Origin of the sequence: Pseudomonas sp. YNh, assembly GCF_037993085.1 — a bacterium.
In the GTDB taxonomy this organism is placed as follows: domain Bacteria; phylum Pseudomonadota; class Gammaproteobacteria; order Pseudomonadales; family Pseudomonadaceae; genus Aquipseudomonas; species Aquipseudomonas putida.
This window is the reverse complement of sequence record NZ_JBBMRJ010000008.1, coordinates 129298-154622: the sequence shown is the minus strand read 5'-3', so window position 1 is coordinate 154622 and position 25325 is coordinate 129298. Positions and strand designations below refer to the sequence as shown.

The following is a 25325-nucleotide window of genomic DNA, read 5'->3' as shown; positions in this document are numbered from 1 at the left end:
CGAATGGCACCAGGCAGAATCGACACAGGCCTCGAAAGTGATGCAGTTCCTGTGTAGGAGCGGCCTTGTGCCGCGAACGGGCTGCGAAGCAGCCCCAGGATTTCAGCGCAAATGCACAAATTGCCGGGGCTGCTTCGCAGCCCGTTCGCGACACAAGGTCGCTCCTACAAGAGACTGAATTAGCCGATCACAAGGGGCCCGTGCAGGTTTACATCACAGCCAGTAGGTCACCGCCCACCAACCCAGCCCACCCATCACCACGGTATAGGGCAAGGCCATCCACACCATACGCCCGTACGACAGCCGGATCAGCGGCGCAATCGCCGAGGTGAGCAGGAACAGGAACGCTGCCTGCCCATTCGGCGTTGCCACGCTGGGCAGGTTGGTGCCGGTGTTGATCGCCACCGCCAGCGTTTCGAAATGCTCGCGGCTCATGCTGCCATTGAGAAACGCCTGCTTCACCTCGGTGATGTAGATGGTCGCGACGAACACGTTGTCGCTGATCGCCGACAGCAAACCGTTGGCCAGGTAAAGCATGCCCGGTTGCTGTTCGGCCGGCAGCGTCAGCACCCAGCTGATCAATGGGCTGAACAGCTGCTGCTGATGGATAACCGCGACCACGGCGAAAAACACCACCAGCAACGAGGTGAACGGCATGGCGTCCTGGAAGGCGCGGCCTAGCCGGTGTTCATCGGTGATACCGGTAAACGCCGTGATCAGCACGATCACCATCAGGCCGATCAGGCCGACTTCAGCCACATGCAGCCCCAGGCAGACGATCAATATCAGCGCTGCAAACCCTTGCACCCACAGCGCGATGCGCTGGGCCTGGGTACGTGCGGCGTCGTCCTCGGCCGCGTAGGCGGCCAGCACCTGGCGCACCGGATCGGGCATCAAGGTGCCGTAGCCGAACAGGCGCAGTTTTTCCAGCAGCACACAGGTCAGCAGGCCGGCACCCAGCACTGGCAGCGACACAGGTGCCACCTTGAAGAAGAAGTCGGCGAAGTGCCAACCCATCTCGTGGCCGATCAGCAGGTTCTGTGGCTCGCCCACCAAGGTGCACACGCCACCCAGGGCGGTACCCACTGCGCCGTGCATCAGCAGGCTACGCAGGAAGTCGCGGAACTGGTCGAGGTCTTCGCGGTGCAGGTGGGCGATCTGCTGGTCGCTGTCCACCGCGCTTTCCTCGCGCGGGTTGGCGCCGGACGCGACGCGGTGGTACACGGCGTAGAAGCCGACCGCAGCGCTGATGATCACCGCCGTCACGGTCAGCGCATCGAGAAACGCCGACAGAAACGCCGACAGCACACAGAACAGCAACGCCAGAACGGCCTTCGAGCGCACCCCGAGCAAAATGCGCGAAAACAGGAACAGCAGCAGCTCCTTCATGAAATGGATACCGGCGACCATGAACATCAGCAGCAGGATCACCGGGAAGTTGTGCTGCAGTTCCTCGTACAGCGCCTGTGGCGTGGTCATCTGCAACAGCAAGGCTTCGATCAGCAGCAGGCCGCCAGGCATCAGCGGGTAGCACTTAAGCGCCATGCCCAGGGTGAAGATGAATTCGAGCACCAGCGCCCAGCCGGCTGCAACCGGGCCAACGGTAACCAGCAGCAGCGGGTTGAGCACCAGGAACAGGCAGATGACCGCCTTGTACCAAAGCGGCGACTGGCCCAGAAAACCGTGGGCGAGGGCGCCGGACAGGGAGCGTGACATGAATATGTATCCTTATGATTCGGCGATGGCGCACGGTGCCGGATTGGCGCGTCTTAGGCAAGGCGTGCAGTCCCGTTTTTGGCACAAGTACGGCCATCGGGCTGGGTTAACATCCACGCCATGAATCCTTCACCCGCAGGAGTGCCGCCCGTGACCGAGTACAGTGCGTTCAAGGTTGAACTGACCGACAACATCGCCCACGTTCAGATCAACCGCCCGGAAAAGGTCAACGCGATGAACGCGGCCTTCTGGGAAGAGATCATCACTATCTTCCAGTGGGTCGACGACACCGATGCCGTGCGGGCGGTAGTAATCAGTGGTGCCGGCAAGCATTTTTCCGCAGGCATCGACCTGATGATGCTGGCTTCGCTGGCCGGGCAAATGGGCAAGGACGTGGGGCGCAATGCGCGCTTTCTGCGTGGCACCATCCAGCGCCTGCAAGCCTCGTTCACCGCCGTCGACAAATGCCGCAAACCCGTATTGGCGGCCGTGCAGGGTTACTGTATCGGCGGCGCCATCGACCTCATCTCGGCGTGCGACATGCGTTACTGCAGCAGCGACGCGCAGTTCTCGATCAAGGAAATCGACATGGGCATGGCCGCCGACGTCGGCACACTGCAACGTTTGCCACGTATCATTGGCGACGGCATCATGCGTGAGCTGGCCTTCACCGGTCGCAACGTTGCGGCCGACGAGGCCCTGCGCATCGGCCTGGTCAACCGGGTCTATGATGATCAGGCCGCACTGCTGGACGGTGTCTTTGCCATCGCCCGGGAGATTGCTGCAAAATCGCCGATCGCCGTGGCCGGCACCAAGGAAATGCTCAGCTACATGCGTGACCATCGCATCGACGATGGCCTGGACTACATCGCCACCTGGAACGCCGCGATGCTGCAGTCCGAAGACCTGCGCGTGGCCGTGGCGGCGCACATGAGCAAACAGAAACCGACGTTCGCCGACTGATCGGGCCGGGGGACGCGCAGTCAAGGAACCCCCGACATGTCAGCACGCTGGACTACTGCAGTACTCGACCCGCAGATCACCGGGGGCGTGGCCGTGGCCCGCAGCCCGGAAGGGTTTCTGGTGGACGACAACGGCGCGCTGTTTCCCCGCGACTGGCTCAAACGCCAGGACCTCGACGTGTTATGCGAGCACGGCATCGGCCATTTCGACGGCCAGCCGGTGTTCCTGCTGGAGCTGCGCAGCGCCACCGACGTGCCCGGTTGCCACTGGCGTGGCCTGCGGGCATTCATGCTCGAAGGCGACTTCGACACCTACAAAATACTGGGTTATGCCGCGCAGATCGGCACCTGGGCCCGCGAGCACCGTTTCTGCGGCAGCTGCGGCCAGGCGATGACGCAAATTCGCTGGGAGCGGGCGATGTACTGCCAGCCATGCGACCTGCGCAGCTATCCGCGTATTTCGCCGAGCATGATCGTGCTGGTGACCCGTGGCGATGAAATCTTGCTGGCGCGCTCGCCGCGCTTCGTCACCGGCGTGTACAGCACCTTGGCGGGCTTTGCCGAGCCGGGTGAGTCGGCAGAAGACTGCCTGGTGCGCGAAGTGCGTGAAGAGGTGGCGGTGGACGTGCGGAACATCCAGTACGTCGGCAGCCAGTGCTGGCCATTCCCGCACTCGATGATGCTGGGCTTTCATGCCGAATACGCGGGGGGCGATATCGTCATGCAGCCGGACGAGATCGAGGACGCCCAGTGGTTCAGCGTCCACGACCTGCCACCGTTGCCGGCCGGGCGGTCGATTGCCCGGTACCTGATCGATCTTTATGTGGCCAGGCGCTTACGCTTGCCCGAACCAGTGCTGCCACGCTAGGCGCACGGTCAAGGCGAGCACCACGGTGATGAACACCGGGCGGATGAATTTGCTGCCGCCACTGATCGCCGTGCGTGCGCCAAAAAAGGCACCAACCATGACCGACAGGCCCATGCACAGGCCGACGACGTAATCCACCTGCCCGGAAATGATGAACACCGTCAGCGCCGCGATGTTGCTGACGAAGTTCATGCTGCGCGCCACGCCGCTGGCGCGGACCAGGTCGATGGGGTACAGCAGCAGGGTGCTGACCGTCCAGAACGCCCCGGTACCCGGGCCGGCCACGCCGTCGTAGAAGCCCAGGGTGAAGCCCTGCGGCACTTGCCACTTCTTCTTGATCGGCGCATCGGCATCCAGCGGCGCCTTGGGTGTGCCGCCGAACAACAGGTAGATGCCACAGGCAAAGACGATCACCGGCAGCATCTTGTTCAGCCATTCGGCTGGCATGTAGTGGGCGATGACCGCACCTAGCAACGCCCCGGTCAGGGTAGCGAACAACGCCGGGCGCCACTGCGCGGGGTGGAACAGTTTGCGCTTGTAGTAGGTGAAACCTGCGGTGGCCGAACCGAAGGTGGAACTGAGCTTGTTGGTGCCCAGCACCAGGTGCGGTGGCATGCCGGCGGTGAGCAAGGCCGGGGTGGTGAGCAGGCCCCCGCCACCGGCGATGGCATCGATGAAACCGGCGACGAAGGCGACCAGGGCCAGGATCAGCAGGGTTAAGGGTTCTACGGTGAGTTCGAAGGGCATGGGAGGCTTTCAAGCTGAAGGGCAGGTTGCGTCAAATGGCCGCAAAAGAACCGCCATGGTAATACTTGGTGCCTGCGGTTGTCAGTCTCTCGATTTGTTTAATTGACTCAACATCCAGACCTCATGCGTTTACCGGCTCGAACGGCTCAGTCATCAAATTTTTCCCATGACTCTCGTATCGCCGGACCTGCCTCCTGTGGGTTGAGTGGTTGGGGTTTAAGCTTATCTAGCCTTTGGGTGTACCTTGCAATCTTTGCATACGAGCCCTCTAGTCTTAGTTGCTCTTCGAAGGCTAGGTATTTTGTGTTATCGAGTTCGTCGACGTTTATTGGTAAGGACTCCGGCCCTTCAAAGTGGCGTCGGGTGTCAGTGCCAGCGTCTTTAATGCTTTTGATGTTTTGGTTGTGCTCGGGGATTCTTGCGAGCGCTTTAAAATGTTTTTGCTCGGCGTCCGGATGACCAAGTATAAAGCCGTATTGCGCCTTCAGCTCTGCGTTTGTTTCAATTGCCGCGGTGGCTGCGGCGCGATAGTCGGGCTCCTGTTTTTTGAAAAGAGTCCTTACCGCTGTGCCTGCTTGCGTAATCGACGCCTTGATGGCTTTCCACGTGTGTCCCGAAGGATCATGGCGATTTATAGGGTCTCCCATGCAGTAAGCGTAAGCGTTAAGCGTACGGTTCCTGAAGGGGCTGAGGCTGTCGGGCGAAAGGAACCGCATTATCTGCGGGCTGAATGCACGATAACCGTTGCCTAGGTGATAGCAGTTTGTGAGCCGATCATAACGTTGCCCGGTGTATCCCAGGATCAGGTCAGTATGGCCGTGCCCATAAGCTGTATAGCTAAGATATTTCCTGCTGTTGCGAGGTGAGCTGTTAACTATGGAACTCTGCGAGTTTTCTGCCAATAGCGTTGTCTCGGCAGAACGCTCCGCCAGAGGAGTGTTAGAGGCTGAAAATAGCGTCACGCTTTGGCCGTTGCCAATCTCTGAGGACAGTTGGCCATTTTTGTAGAATAAGCGCTGCTTCCTGTTCTGTGCCATGGTCAGCCTGCTGGTGCGAGTAGTAATGAATTTAAATTACCTTCATGCAAAACAGACAGGCGCGCAACTGGCAGTTCTGCCAGTTGCGTACGCACATAAAATAAGTGTGTTGACAGTGCCGGCCCTTTCGCGGGTGAACCCGCTCCCACAGGTTATATGCACATCTGAAGAATTGTGCAGTACCTGTGGGAGCGGGCGTGCCCGCGAAAGGGCCAGTGCAGGCTAATTACATCAACTACGGATAAACGCCAGCAAATCCGCATTGATCACATCGGCATGGGTAGTCGGCATGCCATGCGGGTAGCCTTTGTAGGTTTTCAGCGTGCCATTGGGCAGCAACTTGGCCGACAGGACCCCGGAGTTTTCATAGGGCACGATCTGGTCATCGTCCCCATGCATCACCAGTACCGGCTGGTTTACGCCCTTGAGGTCCTCTGTGAAATCGGTTTGGGAAAACGCCACGATGCCGTCGTGATGGGCCTTGGCACTGCCGATCATGCCTTGGCGCCACCAGTTGGCGATGATGCCTTCGCTGGCTTCGGCACCGGGTCGGTTGTAGCCATAGAACGGCCCGGCTGGCACATCCCGGTAAAACTGCGCCCGGTTGCTGGCGACCTGGTTCTGGAAATCGTCGAACACCGTCTTGGGCAGGCCGCCGGGGTTGCCGGGTGTTTGCACCATCAAGGGCGGTACGGCGGCGATCAGCACGGCTTTGGCCACTTTGTCCTCAGGGTACCGAGCCATGTAACGCACCACCTCGCCACCCCCAGTCGAGTGGCCGACATGTACGGCGCCTTGGGTGCCCAGGTGGCCAACCACGGCGGCTACGTCGTCGGCGTAGTGATCCATGTCGTGGCCGTCCCATACCTGACTGGAGCGGCCATGACCTCGGCGGTCGTGGGCCACCACGCGGTAGCCCTGGGCGAGGAAGAACAGCATCTGCGCGTCCCAGTCATCGGCACTGAGCGGCCAGCCGTGGTGGAAGTGGATCACCGGTGCATCGCGCGGGCCCCAGTCCTTGTAGAAAATCTGTACGCCGTCCTTCGTGGTTACATAGCTCATGGTCGTATCTCCTGGGTGCAGGAAGCGAAGGGAGCTATTGAGAATAGGAGGGATTTTGTCGGGCATCAGGAAGTTGTGTTGCCTGTGCGGGCCTTTTCGCGGGTGAACCCGCTCTTACACTGTGAGCTCCCTTTCACCCGCGAAGCGGCCCGCACAGGCAATACTGATGCCCTTCAGACGCGGTCGCGCATGCGGTACCAGGCTTTTGCCGCAGCTTCCAAAGGCGCAGCCAGCAGATCTCCCCCGGGGAAGCGTCCATTGTCGATGCCTTGGTACAGCGCCAACAGGTCTTCATCGCCAAGAATGGCATCGCTGACGGCTCGCGCTGCGGCCAGTGTTGGCAGTACGCCATGCCCGGAGAAACCCTGCAACCAATAGCGCTGGCCCTCGCGCCCGACGTCCGGGGTGCGCTGGATGCTGCAATCGATATGGCCGCCCCAGGCATAGTCGATGGCCACACCGGCCAGCTGCGGGAACACCCGCTCCAGGTACGGACGGGTGGCGCTGGCGACGTCCTTGGGAATACCGCCCAGGTAAGTGCAGCCGCCACCGAACAGCAGGCGGTGATCCGGGGTGAGGCGGAAGTAGTCCGGCACGAACTGGTTGTCGATCACGCAACTGTTACGCGGCAGCAGCGACTGGGCGAAGTCGGCGTCCAGTGGCGCCGTTGCCACCTGATAGGAGCCGACCGGCAACAGGCGGCGCGACAGACCACGGTCGAGGCGGTCGATGTAGGCGTTACAGGCCAGCACCAACACCTGGCAGCGCACTTCGCCATTTTCGGTACGGGCGGTATAGCCGTTGCCGTCTTGCTGATAGCTGAGTACCTGGCTCTGTTCATAGATATGCCCGCCACTGGCTTCGATGGTGCTGGCCAGGCCTTGTGCCAGCTTCAGCGGGTTGAGGTGGGCGCCTTTGGCGTCATACAGCGCAGCCTGGTAGCGCGGGCTGTCGATCCATTGTGGCAGCTCGTCGCGGCCGATCAGGCGCAGGGCGTCGTAGCCCCATTTGTGTTCGGCGTCGTGCAGGGCTTCTTCGAGCATTTTCACCCGGCGCGGCAATACCGCAGTCCACAGGCTGCCCTGCCGGTAGTCGATATCGAAGCCGTGGCGTTGTGGCAGTTCGCGCATCTCGTCGGCGGCCCAGCACATGCTGGCCCACAGGCGCCGGGTGCGTTCCACGCCCAAGGCCTTTTCCAGTGGCGGCATGTCGCATGACCAGCCCAGCAGTGCCTGGCCACCGTTGCGCCCGGACGCAGCCCAGGCTACCCGGCTGGCCTCCAGCAGTGTCACGCGTTTGCCTGCCTGGGTCAGGCGCAGGGCGGTATGCAGGCCGCTGAAACCGGCGCCGATGATCAGCACGTCGGTGTCGTGGGTGCCTTGCAGGGTAGGGCGCAGCGGGATGTTGGCGGGGTAGGTCTGGGTGTAGTAGCTGGCGACGTGCTGGGCGGATTGTTTGAACATGCAGAAGCCTCGTGAAAATTATTGTGATTATTTTCATGAAAACTTAGCAGGGAAATTTCATGGTGCCAATGCGTCAGGCAGGGTTTGGTAGTTTACCCGTTATCAATATGCTGCCTGAGCTGGCTCTATCGCCGGCAAGCCAGCTCCCACAAGTCTTGTAGAAGGACTGAAGCCAGTGCATGTCTTGAGAGCCTAAGTCTTGCACAGGTGCTGATGCCAATTGGGTACTTGTGGGAGCTGGCTTGCCGGCGATAGGGCCTGTAATGCCAGTGCAGAAGCTTCAGGTTGTCGCTTTTTTTCGGGGCTGACGCGGCTTGCTTGCTGCTGACTTGCTTCCGGCTGCTTTGCTTTTCCCACCTCCACCGCGACGCTTCTTCTTCCAGGGCGGCGCTGCACCGGCTGCCGGCCCGCTGATGGTCATGCGCATGCCGCTGCAACGCTCGACCAGCTTGCCCATCCACGCCGACTGTCGGGCCACGAATTCTTCCAGGCTCATCTCGCCGCTTTGCACCATGTCCAGCGCCTGCTCCCAGATCGCCGTGGTGCCAGGGTCGGCGATGGCGCGGGGGACGGCATCAATCAGGCTGAAGGCCGCAGGCGTGGCCGCCAGCGCTTTGCCGTTTTTTACGAGATAGCCGCGGTCGAGCAGGCCCTGGATGATGCTGGCGCGGGTGGCCTCGGTGCCGATGCCGGTGGTTTCTTTCAGCTTCTGCTTCAGGCGCGGGTCGTCCACCAGCTTGGCCACGTTTTTCATTGCCTTGATCAGGTCGCCTTCAGTGAACGGCTTGGGCGGCTGGGTCCACAGGTCTTTCAGTTGCAGGCCTTGGACGGTGCAGTCCTGGCCTTCGCTCAGCGCTGGCAGCACCTGGGCCGGTGGTGCTTCGCGGCCCTTGGCCGGGGTCAGCGCTTCGGGCAGGGCGCGGCGCCAGCCCGGCTCGACGATTTGCTTGCCCACCGCGCGCAGGGCATGGCCGGCGCAGTCGAAGTCGGCCTGGGTGCGATCATATTCGTGGTTGGGCAGGAACTGCGCCAGGTAGCGGGCGCGGATCAGGGTGTACACCGCCTTGTGCTTGGCCGGCAGGCGCGACGGGTCGCTGGCGGCGGCAGTAGGAATGATGCCGTGGTGGGCGCTGACCTTGGCGTCGTTCCACACCCGCGACCGGCGCTGCGGCTCCAGGTGGGGCTGCAGCGGCGCGAGGCCGGCATCGGCCCGTTGCAGGGCGGCGAGGATGGCCGGTGCTTCGGCGTGCTGGCTCAGCGGCAGGTAGCCGCAATCGCTGCGCGGGTAGGTGATGAGCTTGTGGGTTTCGTACAGGGCCTGGGCAATGTCGAGGGTTTCCTGGGCGCCGAGGCCGAACTTTTTCGAGCACAGCTCTTGCAGGGTGCCAAGGTCGAAAAGCAAGGGCGCGGCTTCACGCACGCGCTCGGTGGTCACTTTTACGGCCCGTGCCGTGCCAGCGTTACCGATGGCGGCGGCGGCCTGTTGCGCCAAGCTCTGGTTCAGGCAGCGGCCCTGGTCGTCGCAGGCGTCCTCGGGCGCACGCCACTGGGCGTTGAAAGCTTGTCCTGCATGTTCAAGCTGTACGTCGATGGCCCAGAACGGCACCGGCACGAAGTCGGCGATGCTGCGGTCGCGGTCGACCACCAGGCGCAAGGTGGGGGTTTGCACCCGGCCCACCGGCAGCACACCCTGGTAGCCGGATTGGCGGCCAAGCAGGGTGAACAGCCGGCTCATGTTCATGCCGATGAGCCAGTCGGCGCGAGAGCGGCCCAGCGCCGAGTGATAAAGGTTGAACGTTTCGTGGCCTGGCAGCAGGCGTGCCAGGGCCTTGCGGATGGAGGTGTCGTCGAGCGCCGACAACCAAAGGCGCTGCACCGGGCCGCGGTAGCGGCAATGCTCGACCAGCTCGCGGGCAATCATTTCGCCTTCGCGGTCGGCGTCGGTGGCAATCACCAGCTCCCGCGCTTCGCCCAGCAGGCGCTTCACCGCCTTGAACTGGCTGGCGGTCTTGGGCTTGACCAGCATCTTCCACTTGTCCGGGATGATCGGCAGGTCGGCCAGGTTCCAGCGCTTGTAGCGTTCGTCGTAGCTGTCGGGCGGGGCGGTTTCCAGCAGATGGCCGATGCACCAAGTTACGCAGACGTCAGTGCCTTGCCAGCAGCCGTCGCCCTTGCGGGTGGCGCCTAGCACTTTGGCGATGTCTTTTGCCTGTGAGGGTTTTTCGCAGAGGAACAGGCGCATGGCCGGGGACGCTTCATCGGAGGTGATGGGCACTAGGATGCGCAAGCGGGGGCGCGGAGGCAAGTTTTATCTGGATGGATGTACAGGTTTTTGTCAGGGGAAGTGTTTTGAGCTGTACGGCCCTTTCGCGGATAAACCCGCTCCCACAGGGCCGCACATTTTTCAGAATGTGTGGGGCGCCTGTGGGGAGGTGATGGATCAGACGCGCGAGTCGCGCACCATGTCCACGTGCGGGATGCCGGCTTCGAGGAATTCCTCGCTGACTATGCGAAAGCCGAGGCGCTCGTAGAACGGCGTGGCGTGCACCTGGGCGCTGAGCATCTGCTGCTTCAGGTCGCGGTTTTGCGCTTCGACGATCACTGCGTTCATCAGCGCGTCACCCACCTTCAGGCCGCGCCAGTCCTTGAGCACCGAGATGCGCCCGATGGTGCCGTCCGCCAGCAGGCGCGCGGTACCAATCGGATAGTCACCCTCCATGGCCAGGAAGTGCAGGGCGTCCTGGTCTTCCGAATCAAACTCCAGCTCTGGCGGAATGTGCTGCTCGGCGACGAACACCGCTTCACGGATACGGCGGATGTCGGCGTTGTCTTTCTGCCAGTCGGCGAGGCGAACGCTGATCTTATTCATTGGCGAATCCCAGGCTCCCTTGTTTGACCAGCTGCTGTAGAAGCATAAGGCCATCTTCGTCCTGCAGCCAGTCTGCGAGGTTGTCGATGTGCAGGGCGTCTGCCGCGCACACCAGCTTCAGCAGCTCGCGCAGCTTGCCTGGCAGCGGGCAGCTGCGGCCGCTGGCGAACAGCAGCAGGTCGTCCTCGAACTCCGACCAGGCCATGCGTGCGCTTGGGTTGCGGATCAGGATGGCGCCTTGCTCGAGGGCGTCCACCAGCTCTTCCTCGCTCAGCTCTTCGCCAACGATCTGCTCGGGGTAGCGCGGCTCGGTCATGAACTGGCCGAACCAGGTCAGCAGCAGGTCCTTGTCGCCCATGTGCTTATCGAGCAGGGCCTTGAGGCGGTCGAGGGCGTCGTGCTGGATCTGGTGGGGGTCGCTGACCGGCTGGGCGTCGGCGTCACTGTAGCGCTCTTCGTCCGGCAGGAACTGGCCGAGGAAGTCGGTGAAGTGGGTCAGCACTTCGGCGGCGCTTGGCGCGCGGAAGCCCACCGAGTAGGTCAGGCAGTCGTCCACGGCCACGCCGTAGTGAGCCAGGCGTGGTGGCAGGTAGAGCATGTCACCTGGCTCCAGGGTCCACTCTTCGCTCTGCTCGAATTCGGCAAGGATGCGCAGGTCGGCGTGCTCCAGCAGCGGGCTGTCGCTGCTGCACATCTGGCCGATCTTCCAGTTGCGCTCGCCGTGGCCTTGCAGCAGGAACACGTCGTAGTTGTCGAAGTGCGGACCAACGCTGCCACCGGGGGCGGCGAAGCTGATCATCACATCGTCGATACGCCAGCTGGGCAGGAAGCGGAAGTTCTCCAGCAGTTCGGCCACTTCCGGGACGAACTGGTCCACCGCTTGTACCAGCAGGGTCCAGTCTTTTTCCGGCAGCTCGGCGAAGGTGTCTTCGTTGAACGGGCCGCGGCGCAGCTCCCACGGGTGGGCGCCGTGCTCGAGCACGATACGCGATTCGACTTCCTCTTCCAGGGCCAGGCCAGCCAGTTCGTCGGGGTCGATCGGGCTGATGAAGTCCGGGAAGGCCTGGCGCACCAGCAGGGGCTTCTTCTGCCAGTAGTCGCGCATGAATTCGCGGGCCGAGATGCCGCCGAGCAGCTGCAGTGGAGTATCAGGATTCATGTTCAACCTATTGAAAAAACGTAATTTTCGTCCGGGAATAAAAACGCCCGGCCAGGCCGGGCGTTGCACGCGACGGTCAGCTTAGATGCGTTTGGCCTGGGCTGCCGCGTTACCGATGTAGGTAGCGGGGGTCAGCTGCTTGAGCTCGGCCTTGGCTTCGGCTGGCATGTCGAGGCCGTCGATGAAGGTGAGCAGCGCGTCCGGGGTGATGCCCTTGCCACGGGTCAGCTCTTTGAGCTTCTCGTAGGGGTTTTCGATGTTGAAGCGGCGCATCACGGTCTGGATCGGCTCGGCCAGCACTTCCCAGCAGGCGTCCAGGTCGGCGGCGATACGGGCTTCGTTGACTTCCAGCTTACCGATGCCTTTCAGGCTGGCTTCGTAGGCAATGACGCTGTGGGCGAAGCCCACGCCCAGGTTGCGCAGCACGGTGGAGTCGGTCAGGTCGCGCTGCCAGCGCGAGATCGGCAGCTTGCTGGCCAGGTGCTGGAACAGCGCGTTGGCGATACCCAGGTTGCCTTCGGAGTTTTCGAAGTCGATCGGGTTGACCTTGTGCGGCATGGTCGACGAGCCGATTTCGCCGGCAACGGTTCTTTGCTTGAAGTAGCCCAGCGAGATGTAGCCCCACACGTCACGGTCGAAGTCGATCAGGATGGTGTTGAAGCGGGCGATGGCGTCGAACAGCTCGGCGATGTAGTCGTGTGGCTCGATCTGGGTGGTGTACGGGTTGAACTGCAAGCCCAGCTCGTCTTCGATGAAGGCGCGGGCGTTCTCTTCCCAGTCGATCTGCGAGTAGGCCGACAGGTGGGCGTTGTAGTTGCCCACGGCGCCGTTGATCTTGCCCAGCAGCGGTACGGCAGCGACCTGGGCGATCTGGCGCTCCAGGCGGTACACGACGTTGGCCAGCTCTTTACCCAGGGTAGTCGGCGAAGCCGGCTGGCCGTGGGTGCGCGACAGCATCGGCACGTCGGCGTGGGCGTGGGCCAGGGCGCGGATGGCGTCGGCGATCTGGCGCATCAGCGGCAGCAGCACGTCGTCACGGCCGGCGCGCAGCATCAGGGCGTGGGACAGGTTGTTGATGTCCTCGCTGGTGCAGGCGAAGTGGATGAACTCGCTGACCTTGGCCAGCTCAGGCAGCTTGGCGGCCTGCTCCTTGAGGAGGTATTCGATCGCCTTGACGTCGTGGTTGGTGGTGCGCTCGATTTCCTTGACGCGCTCGGCGTGCTCAAGTTTGAAATCGGTGGCCAGGTTGTCCAGCAGTGCGTTGGCTTCGGCGGAGAACGCCGGCACTTCGCCGATCTGCGGGTGGGCGGCCAGGCGCTGCAGCCAGCGCACTTCGACCAGGGCGCGGAAACGGATCAGGCCGAATTCGCTGAAAATGGGGCGCAAGGCCTGGGTTTTGCCGGCATAACGGCCGTCTACAGGGGAAACCGCAGTGAGCGAAGAAAGCTGCATGGGGTGTTCTCGGACAGTCAGGCTTTTGGAAGGGCGCATATCATACATGAAAATTGCGCCCAGGTCGGGTGGCTGACCAAAGGTCGGCCCAATTTGGATCTGGTGGCAGACCCTGTGGGAGCGGGCATGCCCGCGAACACCGGCGTAGCCGGTGCCATACACCGAGTCGCCTGCTTCGCGGCGGTTCGACGCCTCGACGCGCCCGCTCCCACAAAGGGCAGCTCAGCCCGTCAGTTGGGGCTGCGCATCATGTCGTACAGTTCGTTCAGCAGCTTGCGCCGGCTGAACACCAGTTGCCAGCGGTGACCGCCCAGTTGGCGCCACAAGCGTGCGGCGCGGATGCCGGCCAGCAGCAGGGCGCGGATTTTCGACGCGTTGCTGGCCTGCTGCAGGAAGCGCATGTCGCCATGCACCTGAATGCGCTGACGCAAGGTACTCAGGGTGTCCTGGTACAAGGCGCCACTGGAGGCAATGACGTTTTCATGAACAAGGCCAAAATGGTCAGCCTGGGACTGGATTTGCGGCAGGCGGTTGCCGATGGTATCGAGCAGGTCGCCACGCTTGTTCAGCTGGCGCTCCAGCCCCAGCATTGACAGGGCGTAGCGCAGTGGCTCGCGCTGCAGGCTGTTGGGGTCGCGCTCCAGTGCGCCGATCAGCGCGCGGTAGCCGTCGCGCAGGTTCAGGTCGTCACCGCCGAACACCTCGAGGGTGTCCTTGGGGTCACGTACCAGCAGGCTGCCAAGCATGCAACCGATGTTGGCCTCACTGGCCTGGCCGGTGCGGGCGATACGGTCCACCAACACAGCGGCCTGAAACACACCGCCCAACGCAATCAGCTGCTCCTGCAGGTTGCTCATGCGCGCGGGCTCCACGGCTCGGCGGCTTCGATCACGCCGCCGCCCAGGCACACTTCACCGTCGTAGAACACCACCGACTGGCCTGGGGTAACGGCGCGCTGCGGCTCGTCGAACACCGCGCGGTAGCCGCTGGCCGTAAGTTCCAGGGTGCACTGCTGGTCGCTCTGGCGGTAGCGTACCTTGGCGGTGAGCTGACGCGGGCTGCAGAGGTCGATGGGGTTGACCCAGAAGATTTCCGAGGCGAGCAGGGCGCGGGAGAACAGCCAAGGGTGTTCGTTACCCTGGCCGACCACCAGCACATTGCGGGTCAGGTCCTTGTGCAGCACGTACCACGGCTCGTCACCGGCATCCTTCAGGCCGCCGATGCCCAGGCCCTGGCGCTGGCCGATGGTGTGGTACATCAGGCCATGGTGGCGGCCGATCACTTCACCTTCGGTGGTTTCGATGTTGCCCGGCTGGGCTGGCAGGTACTGTTTGAGGAAGTCGCTGAAGCGGCGCTCGCCAATGAAGCAGATGCCGGTGGAGTCTTTTTTCTTGGCGGTGGCCAGGCCGTGCTTTTCGGCGATGGCGCGCACTTGCGGTTTTTCCAGCTCGCCGACCGGGAACAGGGTACGGGCGATTTCCTTGCCGCCGACGGCGTGCAGGAAGTAGCTCTGGTCCTTGTTCGGGTCCAGGCCCTTGAGCAGTTCGGTAAGCCCGTCGGTGTCGCGGCGGCGCACGTAGTGGCCGGTGGCAATCAGGTCGGCACCCAGTGACAGGGCGTAGTCGAGGAACGCCTTGAACTTGATTTCGCGGTTGCAGAGGATGTCCGGGTTGGGCGTGCGGCCGGCCTTGTATTCTTCAAGGAAGTGCTCGAACACGTTGTCCCAGTACTCGGCGGCGAAGTTGGCGGTGTGCAGCTTGATGCCGATGCGGTCGCACACGGCCTGGGCGTCGGCCAGGTCTTCACGGGCGGTGCAGTATTCGGTGCCGTCGTCTTCTTCCCAGTTCTTCATGAACAGCCCTTCCACCTGGTAGCCCTGCTCGATGAGCAGAAGGGCGGAGACGGAAGAGTCCACGCCGCCGGACATGCCGACGATGACGCGGGTCTTGGCGGGGTCTTTGAGTGCTGGGCTGGTCATGGGTACCGGTGTGTATCAAGGGAAAAACGTCGATTCTATCAAACCCGTGGCGACGCGTCAGTCGCGGAGCAGGGTAAGGCTGTGCAAGGGGCCGTTGAGGTAGTCGTCGAGGCAACGTGGCACCAGCTCGCTGCGCCAGCGGGCCGGGTCGGCCAGCAGCTCGTCACGGGTCAGCCACACGGCGCGGACGATGTCGCTGTCCAGTGCCAGGTCGGCGTGGTGGCGCACCGGGCGGGCGGCGAAGCAGATGCGCTGGTAGGTCACGCCGTTGCTGGGGGCGGTGTACAGGTAGATGCCGACCACGCCGGTGAGCTCGACTTCCCAGGCGGTTTCTTCCAGGGTTTCGCGCAGGGCTGCCTGGGGCAGGGTCTCAAAGGGTTCGAGGTGGCCGGCGGGTTGGTTGAAGACGTGCTGGTTGGCTTTGAATTCTTCGACGAAGAGGAACTTGCCTTCGTGCTCGACGATGGTGGCGACGGTGATGTGGGGTTGCCAGGTCATTTGCGGTGTCCTTTCAGATGGTCGGGACCGCTTTGCGGTCCATCGCCGGCAAGCCAGCTCCCACAGGTACTGTGCAGATCATGAGCCTTGTGCAGTATCTGTGGGAGCTGGCTTGCCGGCGATGCGCTGCAAAGCAGCCCCAATGTCCAAAAAGCACAAACCCCGGTGCGTGGCCGGGGTTTGTGCTGTTACTTCAAGCGAACCTTACAGGGCAGCAATGGCGCTGTTCAGGGTCTGGCTTGGGCGCATCACCTTGGCGGTCAGCTCGGCATCCGGGGCGTAGTAGCCACCGATGTCGGCTGGCTTGCCCTGGACGGCGTTGAGCTCGGCGACGATGGTCTCCTCGTTCTCGGCCAGGGTTTTTGCCAGCGGGGCGAAGCGTGCCTGCAGGGCAGCGTCGTCAGCCTGGGCGGCCAGGGCCTGGGCCCAGTACAGGGTCAGGTAGAAGTGGCTACCGCGGTTGTCGATACCGCCAACTTTGCGCGAAGGCGACTTGTTGGTGTCGAGGAACTTGCCAGTGGCCTGGTCCAGGGTGTTGGCCAGCACTTTGGCGCGCGGGTTGTCGTAGGTGTTGCCCAGGTGCTCCAGGGAAGCGGCCAGGGCCAGGAATTCACCCAGCGAGTCCCAACGCAGGAAGTTCTCTTCCACCAGCTGCTGCACGTGCTTGGGCGCCGAACCGCCGGCGCCGGTCTCGAACAGGCCACCGCCGTTCATCAGTGGCACGATCGACAGCATCTTGGCGCTGGTGCCCAGCTCCATGATCGGGAACAGGTCGGTCAGGTAGTCGCGCAGCACGTTGCCGGTCACCGAGATGGTGTCCTTGCCTTCGCGGATGCGGGCCAGGGAGAACTTGATGGCATCGACCGGGGGCAGAACACGGATGTCCAGGCCAGTGGTGTCGTGATCCTTCAGGTACTGCTGCACCTTCTCGATCATCACGCCGTCGTGGGCGCGGGCCGGGTCCAGCCAGAACACCGCAGGGGTGTTGCTCAGGCGGGCACGGTTGACGGCCAGCTTGACCCAGTCCTGGATCGGCGCGTCTTTGGTCTGGCACATGCGGAAGATGTCACCGGCTTCGACGTTCTGCTCCAGCACAACGTTGCCCTTGCCATCGACCACGCGCACGACACCGTCGGCCTTGATCTGGAAGGTCTTGTCGTGAGAGCCGTACTCTTCGGCTTTCTGCGCCATCAGGCCAACGTTCGGCACGCTGCCCATGGTGGTCGGGTCGAAGGCGCCGTGCTGCTTGCAGTCTTCGATGGTGGCCTGGTAGATACCGGCGTAGCAACGGTCCGGGATCACGGCCTTGGCGTCTTGCAGTTCACCAGCGGTGTTCCACATCTTGCCCGAGTCACGGATCATGGCCGGCATCGAGGCGTCGACGATGACGTCGCTCGGCACGTGCAGGTTGGTGATGCCTTTGTCGGAGTTGACCATCGCCAGGGCCGGGCGCTGGGCGTACAGGGCCTGGATGTCGGCTTCGATCTCGGCCTGCTTCTCGGCTGGCAGGTCCTTGATGCGGGCGTACAGGTCGCCGATACCGTTGTTGGCGTTGAAGCCTACTTCGGCCAGGGCTGCGGCGTGCTTGGCCAGCACGTCGTTGTAGAACTCTTCGACGATGACGCCGAACATGATCGGGTCGGAAACCTTCATCATGGTGGCTTTCAGGTGCACCGACAGCAGCACGCCGGCGGCCTTGGCATCGGCGATCTGCTCGGCGATGAAGGCTTTCAGGGCCTTGCGGCTCATGGTGGCGCAGTCGATGATTTCGGCGGCCTTGACGGCGGTCTTTTCTTTCAGGACGGTGGTGGTGCCGTCTTTGCCGACCAGCTCGATACGCAGGCTGTCGTCAGCTTCGATCAGTGCGGCCTTCTCGCTGCCGTAGAAGTCGCCCTGGGTCATGTGGGCAACGTGCGACTTGGAGTCGGCGGCCCAGGCGCCCATCTTGTGCGGGTGCTTGCGGGCGTAGTTCTTGACCGACAGCGGCGCGCGGCGGTCGGAGTTGCCTTCGCGCAGCACCGGGTTCACGGCGGAGCCCTTGATGCGGTCGTAGCGGGCACGGGACTCTTTCTCGTCCGCGGTGGCCGGCTCGTCGGCGTAATCAGGGATGTTGAAGCCCTTGCCTTGCAGTTCCTTGATCGCGGCCTTGAGCTGCGGTACCGAGGCGCTGATGTTCGGCAGCTTGATGATGTTGGCTTCAGGGGTGGTAGCCAGCTGGCCCAGTTCCGCCAGGTGATCGCCTACTTGCTTCTCTGCGCCCAGTTGCTCCGGGAAGGCGGCAAGGATACGGCCGGCCAGGGAGATGTCGCGAGTTTCGACGGCGATGTCAGCCGAAGCGGTGAAGGCTTCGACGATCGGCAGCAGCGAGTAGGTGGCGAGGGCGGGGGCTTCGTCGGTGAAGGTATAGATGATCTTGGAACGGGTGGGCATGCGGGTTAACTCTCTGTGTGCTGAGCGTGCTCGAGTCTCGTGGTGCGCAGGGTAGGCGCATCGCCCTGGCAGCGCCATGAGCGGAAAGTCGAGAGGCTGCGAGCGGTGATGGTGGATGCATCAGTCGAGCGTCAATGCTGAGCTGCGGTAACAACCCAGGCTTTTCGGCCATTCATGGCCAAGGGCGGTCCGCATTTTCCTGGGATTCGCCCCGATGACCCTACGGTCGCGGCGGAGTATACCAAACCATTCGGGCTAATCAGCAAGGCCAAGTGATATCGGCCCATTTATAAGACCAAAGACGTAGCTGCAATGTGGCGGGTTGTCGCATGCCTTGCAGGTCGGCAGATGTGGTTTAGGCTCAGTGGATCGCACGATGTCCAATCACACCCGACAGCGGAGTAGTGCAAGCATGGGATACCAGAAAATCAAGGTTCCGACCGACGGCAACAAGATCACCGTCAATGCAGACCATTCGCTCAACGTTCCTGACAACCCCATCATTCCTTATATCGAAGGCGACGGGATTGGCGTCGATGTCTCGCCGGTAATGATCAAAGTGGTGGATGCGGCCGTGCAGAAGGCTTACGGCGGCAAGCGCAAGATCGCCTGGATGGAGGTATATGCTGGCGAAAAAGCCACCCAGGTTTACGACCAGGACACCTGGTTGCCGCAGGAAACCCTCGATGCCGTGCGGGACTACGTGGTGTCGATCAAGGGCCCGTTGACCACCCCGGTGGGGGGTGGCATCCGTTCGCTCAACGTTGCCCTGCGCCAGCAACTGGACCTGTATGTGTGCCTGCGCCCGGTGCTGTGGTTCCAGGGTGTGCCGAGCCCGGTGAAAAAGCCCGGTGATGTCGACATGGTGATCTTTCGCGAGAACTCCGAGGACATTTATGCCGGTATCGAGTGGAAGGCCGGCTCGCCTGAGGCGAACAAGGTGATCAAGTTCCTCAAGGAGGAAATGGGCGTCACCAAGATCCGCTTCGACCAGGACTGCGGCATCGGCGTCAAGCCGGTATCGCGCGAGGGCACCAAGCGCCTGGTGCGCAAGGCCCTGCAGTACGTGGTGGACAACGACCGCGAGTCGCTGACCCTGGTGCACAAGGGCAACATCATGAAGTTCACCGAGGGTGCCTTCAAGGACTGGGGTTACGAAGTGGCCCGTGACGAGTTTGGTGCCGAACTGCTCGATGGCGGCCCGTGGATGAAGTTCAAGAACCCGAAAAGCGGCCGTGAAGTCATCGTCAAGGACGCCATCGCCGACGCCATGCTGCAACAGATCTTGCTGCGCCCGGCCGAGTACGACGTGATCGCCACCCTCAACCTCAACGGTGACTACCTGTCCGATGCGCTGGCGGCGGAAGTGGGGGGTATCGGCATTGCGCCGGGCGCCAACCTGTCCGACACCGTGGCCATGTTCGAGGCTACCCATGGCACCGCGCCCAAGTATGCCGGGCAGGACAAGGTAAACCCGGGCTCGGTGATCCTCTCGGCAGAGATGATGCTCCGGCACATGGGCTGGACCGAGGCGGCCGACCTGATCATCAAGGGCACCAACGGCGCCATTGCGGCCAAGACCGTGACCTACGACTTCGAGCGCCTGATGGACGGCGCCACGCTCGTGAGCAGTTCAGGCTTTGGCGACGAAATGATCAAGCATATGTAAGGCAATATAAAACCGGCCGCTCCTGTAAAGAAGCGGCCGGTTGTTTCGTATACCGGCGCAGCGCAGGCAGTCAGGCTTTGGCAGTTTCGCTCTGCGGCTCGCCCAGGGTTCTGTCGGGCTCTGCCGCGGCCACCGCAGCGTCCTTGATTTCGACGGCGTGCAAACCTTTGGGGCCCTGCACGATGTCGAATACTACGGACTGGCCTGCCTTGAGGGTTTTGTATCCGTCCATCCGGATGGCCGAATAATGGGCGAACAGGTCATCGGATTTACCTTCCTCATTGATGAATCCATAGCCCTTGGCATTGTTGAACCACTTGACTTTACCGCTTGCCATCCCTATGTCCCTCTGCAAAGGACTCCATCACTGGAGTATCATCCACTTCATCCGCATACGAACCTTGCGAAAAATCTGGTTGACTGCGCGGATCTTTATCGACCACGGTGGGTTCTTATTGGTTGTAACACCGTTTTGCCGATAGTCAAGGTCGCCCGGCGCCTGCGCCGGCCGTGGCCTATGCCGTCAACCCACAACCTTAACCTGACGCTCATGATGAAATTCTTTCCATGCATGCACCTAGTGAGATTCGACTAACATTCAATCAGGATCGCCCGCAAACGAATGAGGACGACGGCTCGGGTCTTGCAGTCCAGGAAGCCAAGCCGATCCTGCAGGCGCCACCGATGTACAAGGTGGTTTTGTTCAACGATGACTACACGCCAATGGATTTCGTCGTCGAAGTGCTCGAGACGTTCTTCAGTCTGAACCGCGAGCTGGCGACCAAGATCATGCTGACCGTCCATACAGAAGGGCGGGCAGTGTGCGGATTGTTTACCCGTGACATCGCCGAAACAAAGGCTATGCAGGTCAACCAATACGCCAGGGAAAGCCAGCATCCGCTACTCTGTGAAATCGAGAAGGACGGTTAATCGCCGACCACTTGGGTATGAGGTGAAGCTATGTTAAACCGCGAGCTCGAAGTCACCCTCAATCTGGCCTTCAAGGAGGCCCGTTCGAAACGTCATGAGTTCATGACCGTCGAACATCTGCTGCTGGCACTCCTTGACAATGAGGCTGCCGCGACCGTTCTGCGCGCCTGTGGCGCCAATCTCGACAAGCTCAAGCACGACCTGCAAGAGTTCATCGATTCCACCACGCCGTTGATTCCTGTCAACGATGAAGACCGTGAAACCCAGCCGACCCTGGGCTTCCAGCGCGTACTGCAGCGTGCCGTGTTCCACGTGCAAAGCTCTGGCAAGCGCGAAGTGACCGGCGCCAACGTGCTGGTGGCGATCTTCAGCGAACAGGAAAGCCAGGCCGTGTTCCTGCTCAAGCAGCAGAGCGTGGCCCGCATCGACGTGGTCAACTACATCGCCCATGGCATCTCCAAGGTGCCGGGGCATGGCTCGCAGTCTGACAGCGACCAGGAAATGCAGGACGATGAGGGCGGTGAAGCCTCCTCTTCGAGCAACCCGCTGGACGCCTATGCCAGCAACTTGAACGAACTGGCCCGTGCCGGCCGTATCGACCCGTTGGTAGGCCGCGAGCAGGAAGTTGAGCGGGTGGCGCAAATCCTTGCCCGTCGGCGCAAGAACAACCCGCTGCTGGTGGGTGAGGCTGGCGTGGGCAAGACGGCCATCGCCGAAGGCCTGGCCAAGCGCATTGTCGATGGCCAGGTGCCCGACCTGCTGGCGCAGAGTGTCGTGTACTCCCTCGACCTTGGCGCACTGCTGGCCGGTACCAAGTACCGCGGCGACTTCGAGAAGCGCTTCAAGGCGCTGCTCGGTGAGCTGCGCAAACGCCCGCAGGCGATCCTGTTCATCGACGAAATCCACACCATCATCGGTGCCGGTGCGGCGTCAGGCGGGGTGATGGATGCCTCCAACCTGCTCAAGCCGTTGCTGTCGTCGGGTGAGATCCGTTGCATTGGCTCGACCACCTTCCAGGAGTTCCGCGGCATCTTCGAGAAGGATCGTGCCCTGGCACGGCGTTTCCAGAAGGTGGATGTCAGCGAGCCGTCGGTCGAAGACACCGTGGGTATTCTGCGCGGCCTGAAGGGGCGCTTCGAAAGCCACCACAATATCGAATACAGCGACGAAGCCCTGCGCGCCGCCGCCGAACTGGCCTCGCGTTACATCAATGACCGGCACATGCCGGACAAGGCCATCGACGTGATCGACGAAGCCGGTGCCTACCAGCGCCTGCAACCGGAGGCCAACCGCGTCAAGCGCATCGACGTGCCGCAGGTCGAGGATATCGTCGCCAAGATCGCGCGAATTCCGCCGAAACATGTCAGCAGTTCCGACAAGGAGTTGCTGCGTAACCTCGAGCGTGACCTGAAACTGACCGTGTTCGGTCAGGACCAGGCCATCGATTCGCTGTCTACCGCCATCAAGCTGTCCCGCGCTGGCCTCAAGTCGCCAGACAAGCCTGTCGGTTCGTTCCTGTTCGCTGGCCCTACCGGCGTCGGCAAGACGGAAGCGGCGCGGCAGCTGGCCAAGGCGCTGGGCGTGGAGCTGGTGCGTTTCGACATGTCCGAGTACATGGAGCGCCACACCGTGTCGCGCCTGATCGGTGCGCCTCCTGGTTACGTTGGCTTTGACCAGGGTGGTTTGCTGACCGAGGCGATTACCAAGCAACCGCATTGCGTATTGCTGCTCGATGAAATCGAGAAGGCCCACCCGGAAGTCTTCAACTTGCTGCTGCAGGTGATGGACCACGGGACCCTGACCGACAACAACGGGCGCAAGGCCGACTTCCGTAACGTGATCCTGATCATGACCACCAACGCTGGCGCGGAAACCGCGGCACGGGCCTCGATCGGCTTCACCCATCAGGACCATGCGTCCGATGCCATGGAAGTCATCCGCAAGAGCTTCACGCCAGAGTTCCGCAACCGCCTGGACACCATCATCCAGTTCGGCCGCCTGAGCCACGAAACGATCAAAAGCATCGTCGACAAGTTCCTTATCGAACTGCAGGCGCAGCTGGAGGACAAGCGTGTGCTGCTGGAAGTCAGCGATGAGGCACGCGGCTGGCTGGCGGCGTCGGGCTACGACGTGCAGATGGGTGCGCGGCCGATGGCGCGGTTGATCCAGGACAAGATCAAACGGCCGCTGGCCGAGGAGATCCTGTTTGGTGAACTGGCCGAGCATGGCGGTGTGGTGCACATCGACCTGCGCGATGACGAACTGGTGTTCGACTTCGAGACCACGGCTGAGGTTGCCTGATAGCGGGGCCCCTGTGGGAGCGGGCGTGCCCGCGAACACCGGCGAAGCCGGTGCCATGCACCGCGGAGTCTGCTTCGCGGGCACGCCCGCTCCCACAGAAGGCGACGCAATACTGCAATCATGAAGCCACAAAAAAGCCCGGCACATGGCCGGGCTTTTTCATGGCTGGAGCTTAGCGCGCACGGTAAGTGATGCGGCCCTTGCTCAGGTCGTACGGCGTCAGCTCGACGCGGACCTTGTCGCCAGTGAGAATACGGATGTAGTTTTTGCGCATCTTTCCGGAGATGTGCGCGGTTACGACGTGCCCGTTTTCCAACTCCACGCGGAACATGGTGTTGGGCAGGGTGTCGACGACAGTACCTTCCATTTCGAAGCTGTCTTCTTTCGACATGCAGTTGAGCCCTCGGATCCAGTGTTAGCCCGACGCATATCCGCACCGGGCAAAAAAGTGGCGCCGATTATGCCGGAAATCTGCGTGTCAAGCCAATGCTTTCAGTTGAGGGTGACCCAGCGCTGGTTTATCAGCAACTCGATGGGCCGATACTGCGTCTTGTAGTTCATTTTCTTGCAGTTCTTGATCCAGTAGCCCAGGTAAACCGCTTCCAGGTCCTGGCGCACGGCCTCGGTGATCTGCCACAGGATCGCGAAGCGGCCAAGGCTGCGTCGCTCCTCGTCCGGCTCGTAGAAGGTATACACCGCCGACAGGCCATTGGGCAGCAGGTCGCACACTGCCACCGCCAGCAAACGGCCTTCCAGGCGGAACTCGTAGAACCAGCAGAACGGCAGGTCGCGCACCAGAAAGGTAGAAAACTGGTCGCGGCTGGGCGGGTACATGTCACCGTCGGCGTGGCGCGTTTCGATATAGCGCCGGTACAACTCGAAGTATTCTTCCTTGAACGTCGGGCGCGCAGCGCTCACGGTCAGGTCGGCGTTGCGCTTGAGAATGCGTCGTTGCTGGCGGTTGGGAATGAAGCGCGCCGCCGGGATGCGCGCCGGCACACAGGCGTTGCAGTTCTGGCAGTGGGGGCGGTACAGGTGGTCGCCACTGCGCCGAAAGCCCATTTCCGACAGATCGGCGTACACGTTCACGTCCATCGGCTGGCTGGGGTCGAGGAACAGCGTGGTCGCCTGCTCGTCAGGCAGGTAGCTGCAGGAGTGGGGCTGAGTGGCATAAAACTTCAACCGCGCCAACTCTGTCATGATCAACCCCTTCGGTGAGACTTTGTTTTAAGTGTAAGCCAGCTATGGCAACTCGCCTAGGCAACCCACGTTGCGCTGTTGGGTTGGTCGAGGTGGCGTGCCAGGTAGCCGGCGAACTCGGCGCGGCTGATGGCGTGGGCGCCCAGGCTGTGGAGGTGGTTAGTGGGCATCTGGCAGTCGATCAGCACGAAACCGGCTTCGCGCAGGTGGTTGACCAAGGTCACGAAGCCAACCTTGGAGGCGTTGTCGGCCCGGCTGAACATTGATTCGCCGAAAAACAGCTGGCCCATGGCCAGGCCGTACAGGCCGCCAACCAGCTCGCCGTCCTGGCGTACCTCCACCGAATGCGCGATGCCACGGCGGTGCAGTTCGCAGTAGGCGTTGCGCATGGTGTCGGTGATCCAGGTGCCGTCGGCGTAGTCGCGTGGTGCGGCGCAGGCAGCGATGACGGCGGCAAAGTCGGTGTCGAAGCTGACCTGGTAGCGACCCTGGCGCATCAGCTTGGCCAGCGACCGTGAAACGTGAAGTTGGCCGGGCAGCAGCACCGTGCGCGGGTCGGGTGACCACCACAGGATCGGCTGGCCGTCCTGGTACCACGGGAAGCAGCCATGGCGGTAGGCCTGCACCAGGCGCTCGGGGCTCAGGTCGCCGCCAGCGGCAAGCAGCCCGTTGGGGTCGTGCAGGGCCTTTTCCAGGGGCGGGAAGGTCAGCGAGTCGCGGGTCAGCCAGGTGAGCATGGTCTATCGTGCGGTGGGGGAGGGGAGAGGGCAGCATGGCGCGGGTGAAAAGCAGGGTCAATCTCTTTGGCTGCTTCGCGGGCACGCCCGCTCCCACAGAAACCCCACGGTCTTCAGGCTTGCGCAGGCCTGTGGGAGCGGGCGAGCCCGCGAAGAGGCCGGCACAGGCCAGGAAATCAGGCAATTTCCTGCACATTCATGAAACCGCAGGCACCATCCGCTACATTTGCTGTCACACCTGTGCAAA

22 protein-coding genes are annotated in these 25325 nt (G+C 62.2%); 5 read left to right on the top strand and 17 right to left on the bottom strand.

What is annotated here, in order from left to right:
* Positions 1-213: 213 nt before the first annotated feature.
* Positions 214-1716 (bottom strand): sodium/proton antiporter NhaB, encoded by a 1503-nt coding sequence (nhaB, locus tag WF331_RS10990; protein ID WP_340622891.1) that lies wholly within the window; start codon positions 1714-1716, stop codon positions 214-216.
* Between the two features lie 150 nt (positions 1717-1866).
* Here nhaB and WF331_RS10985 point away from each other — a divergent pair, with 150 nt between their 5' ends.
* Complete coding sequence (locus WF331_RS10985; RefSeq protein WP_016498838.1) at positions 1867-2679, top strand: crotonase/enoyl-CoA hydratase family protein; 813 nt, start codon at positions 1867-1869, stop codon at positions 2677-2679.
* A gap of 36 nt (positions 2680-2715) precedes the next feature.
* Positions 2716-3546, top strand: a complete 831-nt coding sequence (gene nudC / locus WF331_RS10980) for an NAD(+) diphosphatase (RefSeq protein ID WP_016498839.1) — start codon at positions 2716-2718, stop codon at positions 3544-3546.
* Here the strand turns inward: nudC and WF331_RS10975 are convergent.
* The 12 genes from WF331_RS10975 to WF331_RS10920 form a co-directional block, all read right to left on the bottom strand.
* Positions 3514-4293: a TSUP family transporter gene (locus WF331_RS10975; RefSeq protein ID WP_016498840.1), complete on the bottom strand. Its 780-nt coding sequence runs from the start codon at positions 4291-4293 to the stop codon at positions 3514-3516. The two genes, nudC and WF331_RS10975, sit on opposite strands and share 33 nt — an antisense overlap.
* 146 nt (positions 4294-4439) lie before the next feature.
* Positions 4440-5330: an RHS repeat-associated core domain-containing protein gene (locus WF331_RS10970; protein WP_284396126.1), complete on the bottom strand. Its 891-nt coding sequence runs from the start codon at positions 5328-5330 to the stop codon at positions 4440-4442.
* Between the two features lie 231 nt (positions 5331-5561).
* Positions 5562-6392 carry an alpha/beta fold hydrolase gene (locus tag WF331_RS10965; protein ID WP_340622890.1) on the bottom strand — a complete coding sequence of 277 codons (831 nt, stop codon included), beginning with the start codon at positions 6390-6392 and terminating at the stop codon, positions 5562-5564.
* Between the two features lie 173 nt (positions 6393-6565).
* Entirely contained in the window at positions 6566-7855 is a 1290-nt protein-coding gene (locus WF331_RS10960; RefSeq protein WP_284364725.1) for an NAD(P)/FAD-dependent oxidoreductase, read from the bottom strand.
* Between the two features lie 280 nt (positions 7856-8135).
* Positions 8136-10097, bottom strand: a complete 1962-nt coding sequence (locus WF331_RS10955) for a DNA topoisomerase III (RefSeq protein WP_016498844.1) — start codon at positions 10095-10097, stop codon at positions 8136-8138.
* A gap of 198 nt (positions 10098-10295) precedes the next feature.
* Positions 10296-10724 carry a GNAT family N-acetyltransferase gene (locus tag WF331_RS10950; protein WP_016498845.1) on the bottom strand — a complete coding sequence of 143 codons (429 nt, stop codon included), beginning with the start codon at positions 10722-10724 and terminating at the stop codon, positions 10296-10298.
* Entirely contained in the window at positions 10717-11883 is a 1167-nt protein-coding gene (locus WF331_RS10945) for a ribosomal protein uL16 3-hydroxylase (RefSeq protein ID WP_016498846.1), read from the bottom strand. Before WF331_RS10945 ends, WF331_RS10950 begins: the two co-directional genes overlap by 8 nt.
* 81 nt (positions 11884-11964) lie before the next feature.
* Entirely contained in the window at positions 11965-13335 is a 1371-nt protein-coding gene (gene purB / locus WF331_RS10940) for an adenylosuccinate lyase (RefSeq protein ID WP_041167991.1), read from the bottom strand.
* Between the two features lie 230 nt (positions 13336-13565).
* Complete coding sequence (hflD, locus tag WF331_RS10935; RefSeq protein ID WP_016498848.1) at positions 13566-14192, bottom strand: high frequency lysogenization protein HflD; 627 nt, start codon at positions 14190-14192, stop codon at positions 13566-13568.
* Positions 14189-15313, bottom strand: coding sequence for a tRNA 2-thiouridine(34) synthase MnmA (mnmA, locus tag WF331_RS10930; protein ID WP_340622889.1), 1125 nt, complete (start codon positions 15311-15313; stop codon positions 14189-14191). The genes hflD and mnmA overlap by 4 nt, the downstream gene beginning before the upstream one ends.
* Before the next feature lie 57 nt (positions 15314-15370).
* A complete protein-coding gene (locus WF331_RS10925; RefSeq protein WP_016498850.1) occupies positions 15371-15811 on the bottom strand; it encodes an NUDIX hydrolase in 441 nt (146 codons plus the stop codon).
* A gap of 204 nt (positions 15812-16015) precedes the next feature.
* Entirely contained in the window at positions 16016-18241 is a 2226-nt protein-coding gene (locus WF331_RS10920) for an NADP-dependent isocitrate dehydrogenase (RefSeq protein ID WP_016498851.1), read from the bottom strand.
* A 412-nt stretch (positions 18242-18653) separates the two neighbouring features.
* Between WF331_RS10920 and icd the strand changes: the two genes are divergently transcribed.
* Positions 18654-19910 (top strand): NADP-dependent isocitrate dehydrogenase, encoded by a 1257-nt coding sequence (gene icd, locus WF331_RS10915; protein ID WP_016498852.1) that lies wholly within the window; start codon positions 18654-18656, stop codon positions 19908-19910.
* 70 nt (positions 19911-19980) lie between these two features.
* Here the strand turns inward: icd and cspD are convergent, their stop codons facing one another.
* Entirely contained in the window at positions 19981-20247 is a 267-nt protein-coding gene (gene cspD, locus WF331_RS10910) for a cold shock domain-containing protein CspD (protein ID WP_016498853.1), read from the bottom strand.
* Positions 20248-20477: 230 nt separating this feature from the next.
* On the opposite strand from cspD, the gene clpS reads away from it, so the two are divergent.
* A complete protein-coding gene (clpS, locus tag WF331_RS10905) occupies positions 20478-20840 on the top strand; it encodes an ATP-dependent Clp protease adapter ClpS (RefSeq protein WP_016488124.1) in 363 nt (120 codons plus the stop codon).
* A 30-nt stretch (positions 20841-20870) separates the two neighbouring features.
* Positions 20871-23141, top strand: coding sequence for an ATP-dependent Clp protease ATP-binding subunit ClpA (gene clpA, locus WF331_RS10900; protein ID WP_016498854.1), 2271 nt, complete (start codon positions 20871-20873; stop codon positions 23139-23141).
* Between the two features lie 172 nt (positions 23142-23313).
* Here the strand turns inward: clpA and infA are convergent, their stop codons facing one another.
* The 3 genes from infA to aat all read right to left on the bottom strand — a co-directional run bounded on the left by infA (position 23314) and on the right by aat (position 25078).
* Positions 23314-23532 (bottom strand): translation initiation factor IF-1, encoded by a 219-nt coding sequence (infA, locus tag WF331_RS10895; RefSeq protein WP_002553999.1) that lies wholly within the window; start codon positions 23530-23532, stop codon positions 23314-23316.
* A 101-nt stretch (positions 23533-23633) separates the two neighbouring features.
* Entirely contained in the window at positions 23634-24341 is a 708-nt protein-coding gene (locus WF331_RS10890) for an arginyltransferase (RefSeq protein ID WP_028613329.1), read from the bottom strand.
* A 56-nt stretch (positions 24342-24397) separates the two neighbouring features.
* Entirely contained in the window at positions 24398-25078 is a 681-nt protein-coding gene (aat, locus tag WF331_RS10885) for a leucyl/phenylalanyl-tRNA--protein transferase (RefSeq protein WP_016498856.1), read from the bottom strand.
* Positions 25079-25325 lie beyond the last annotated feature (247 nt).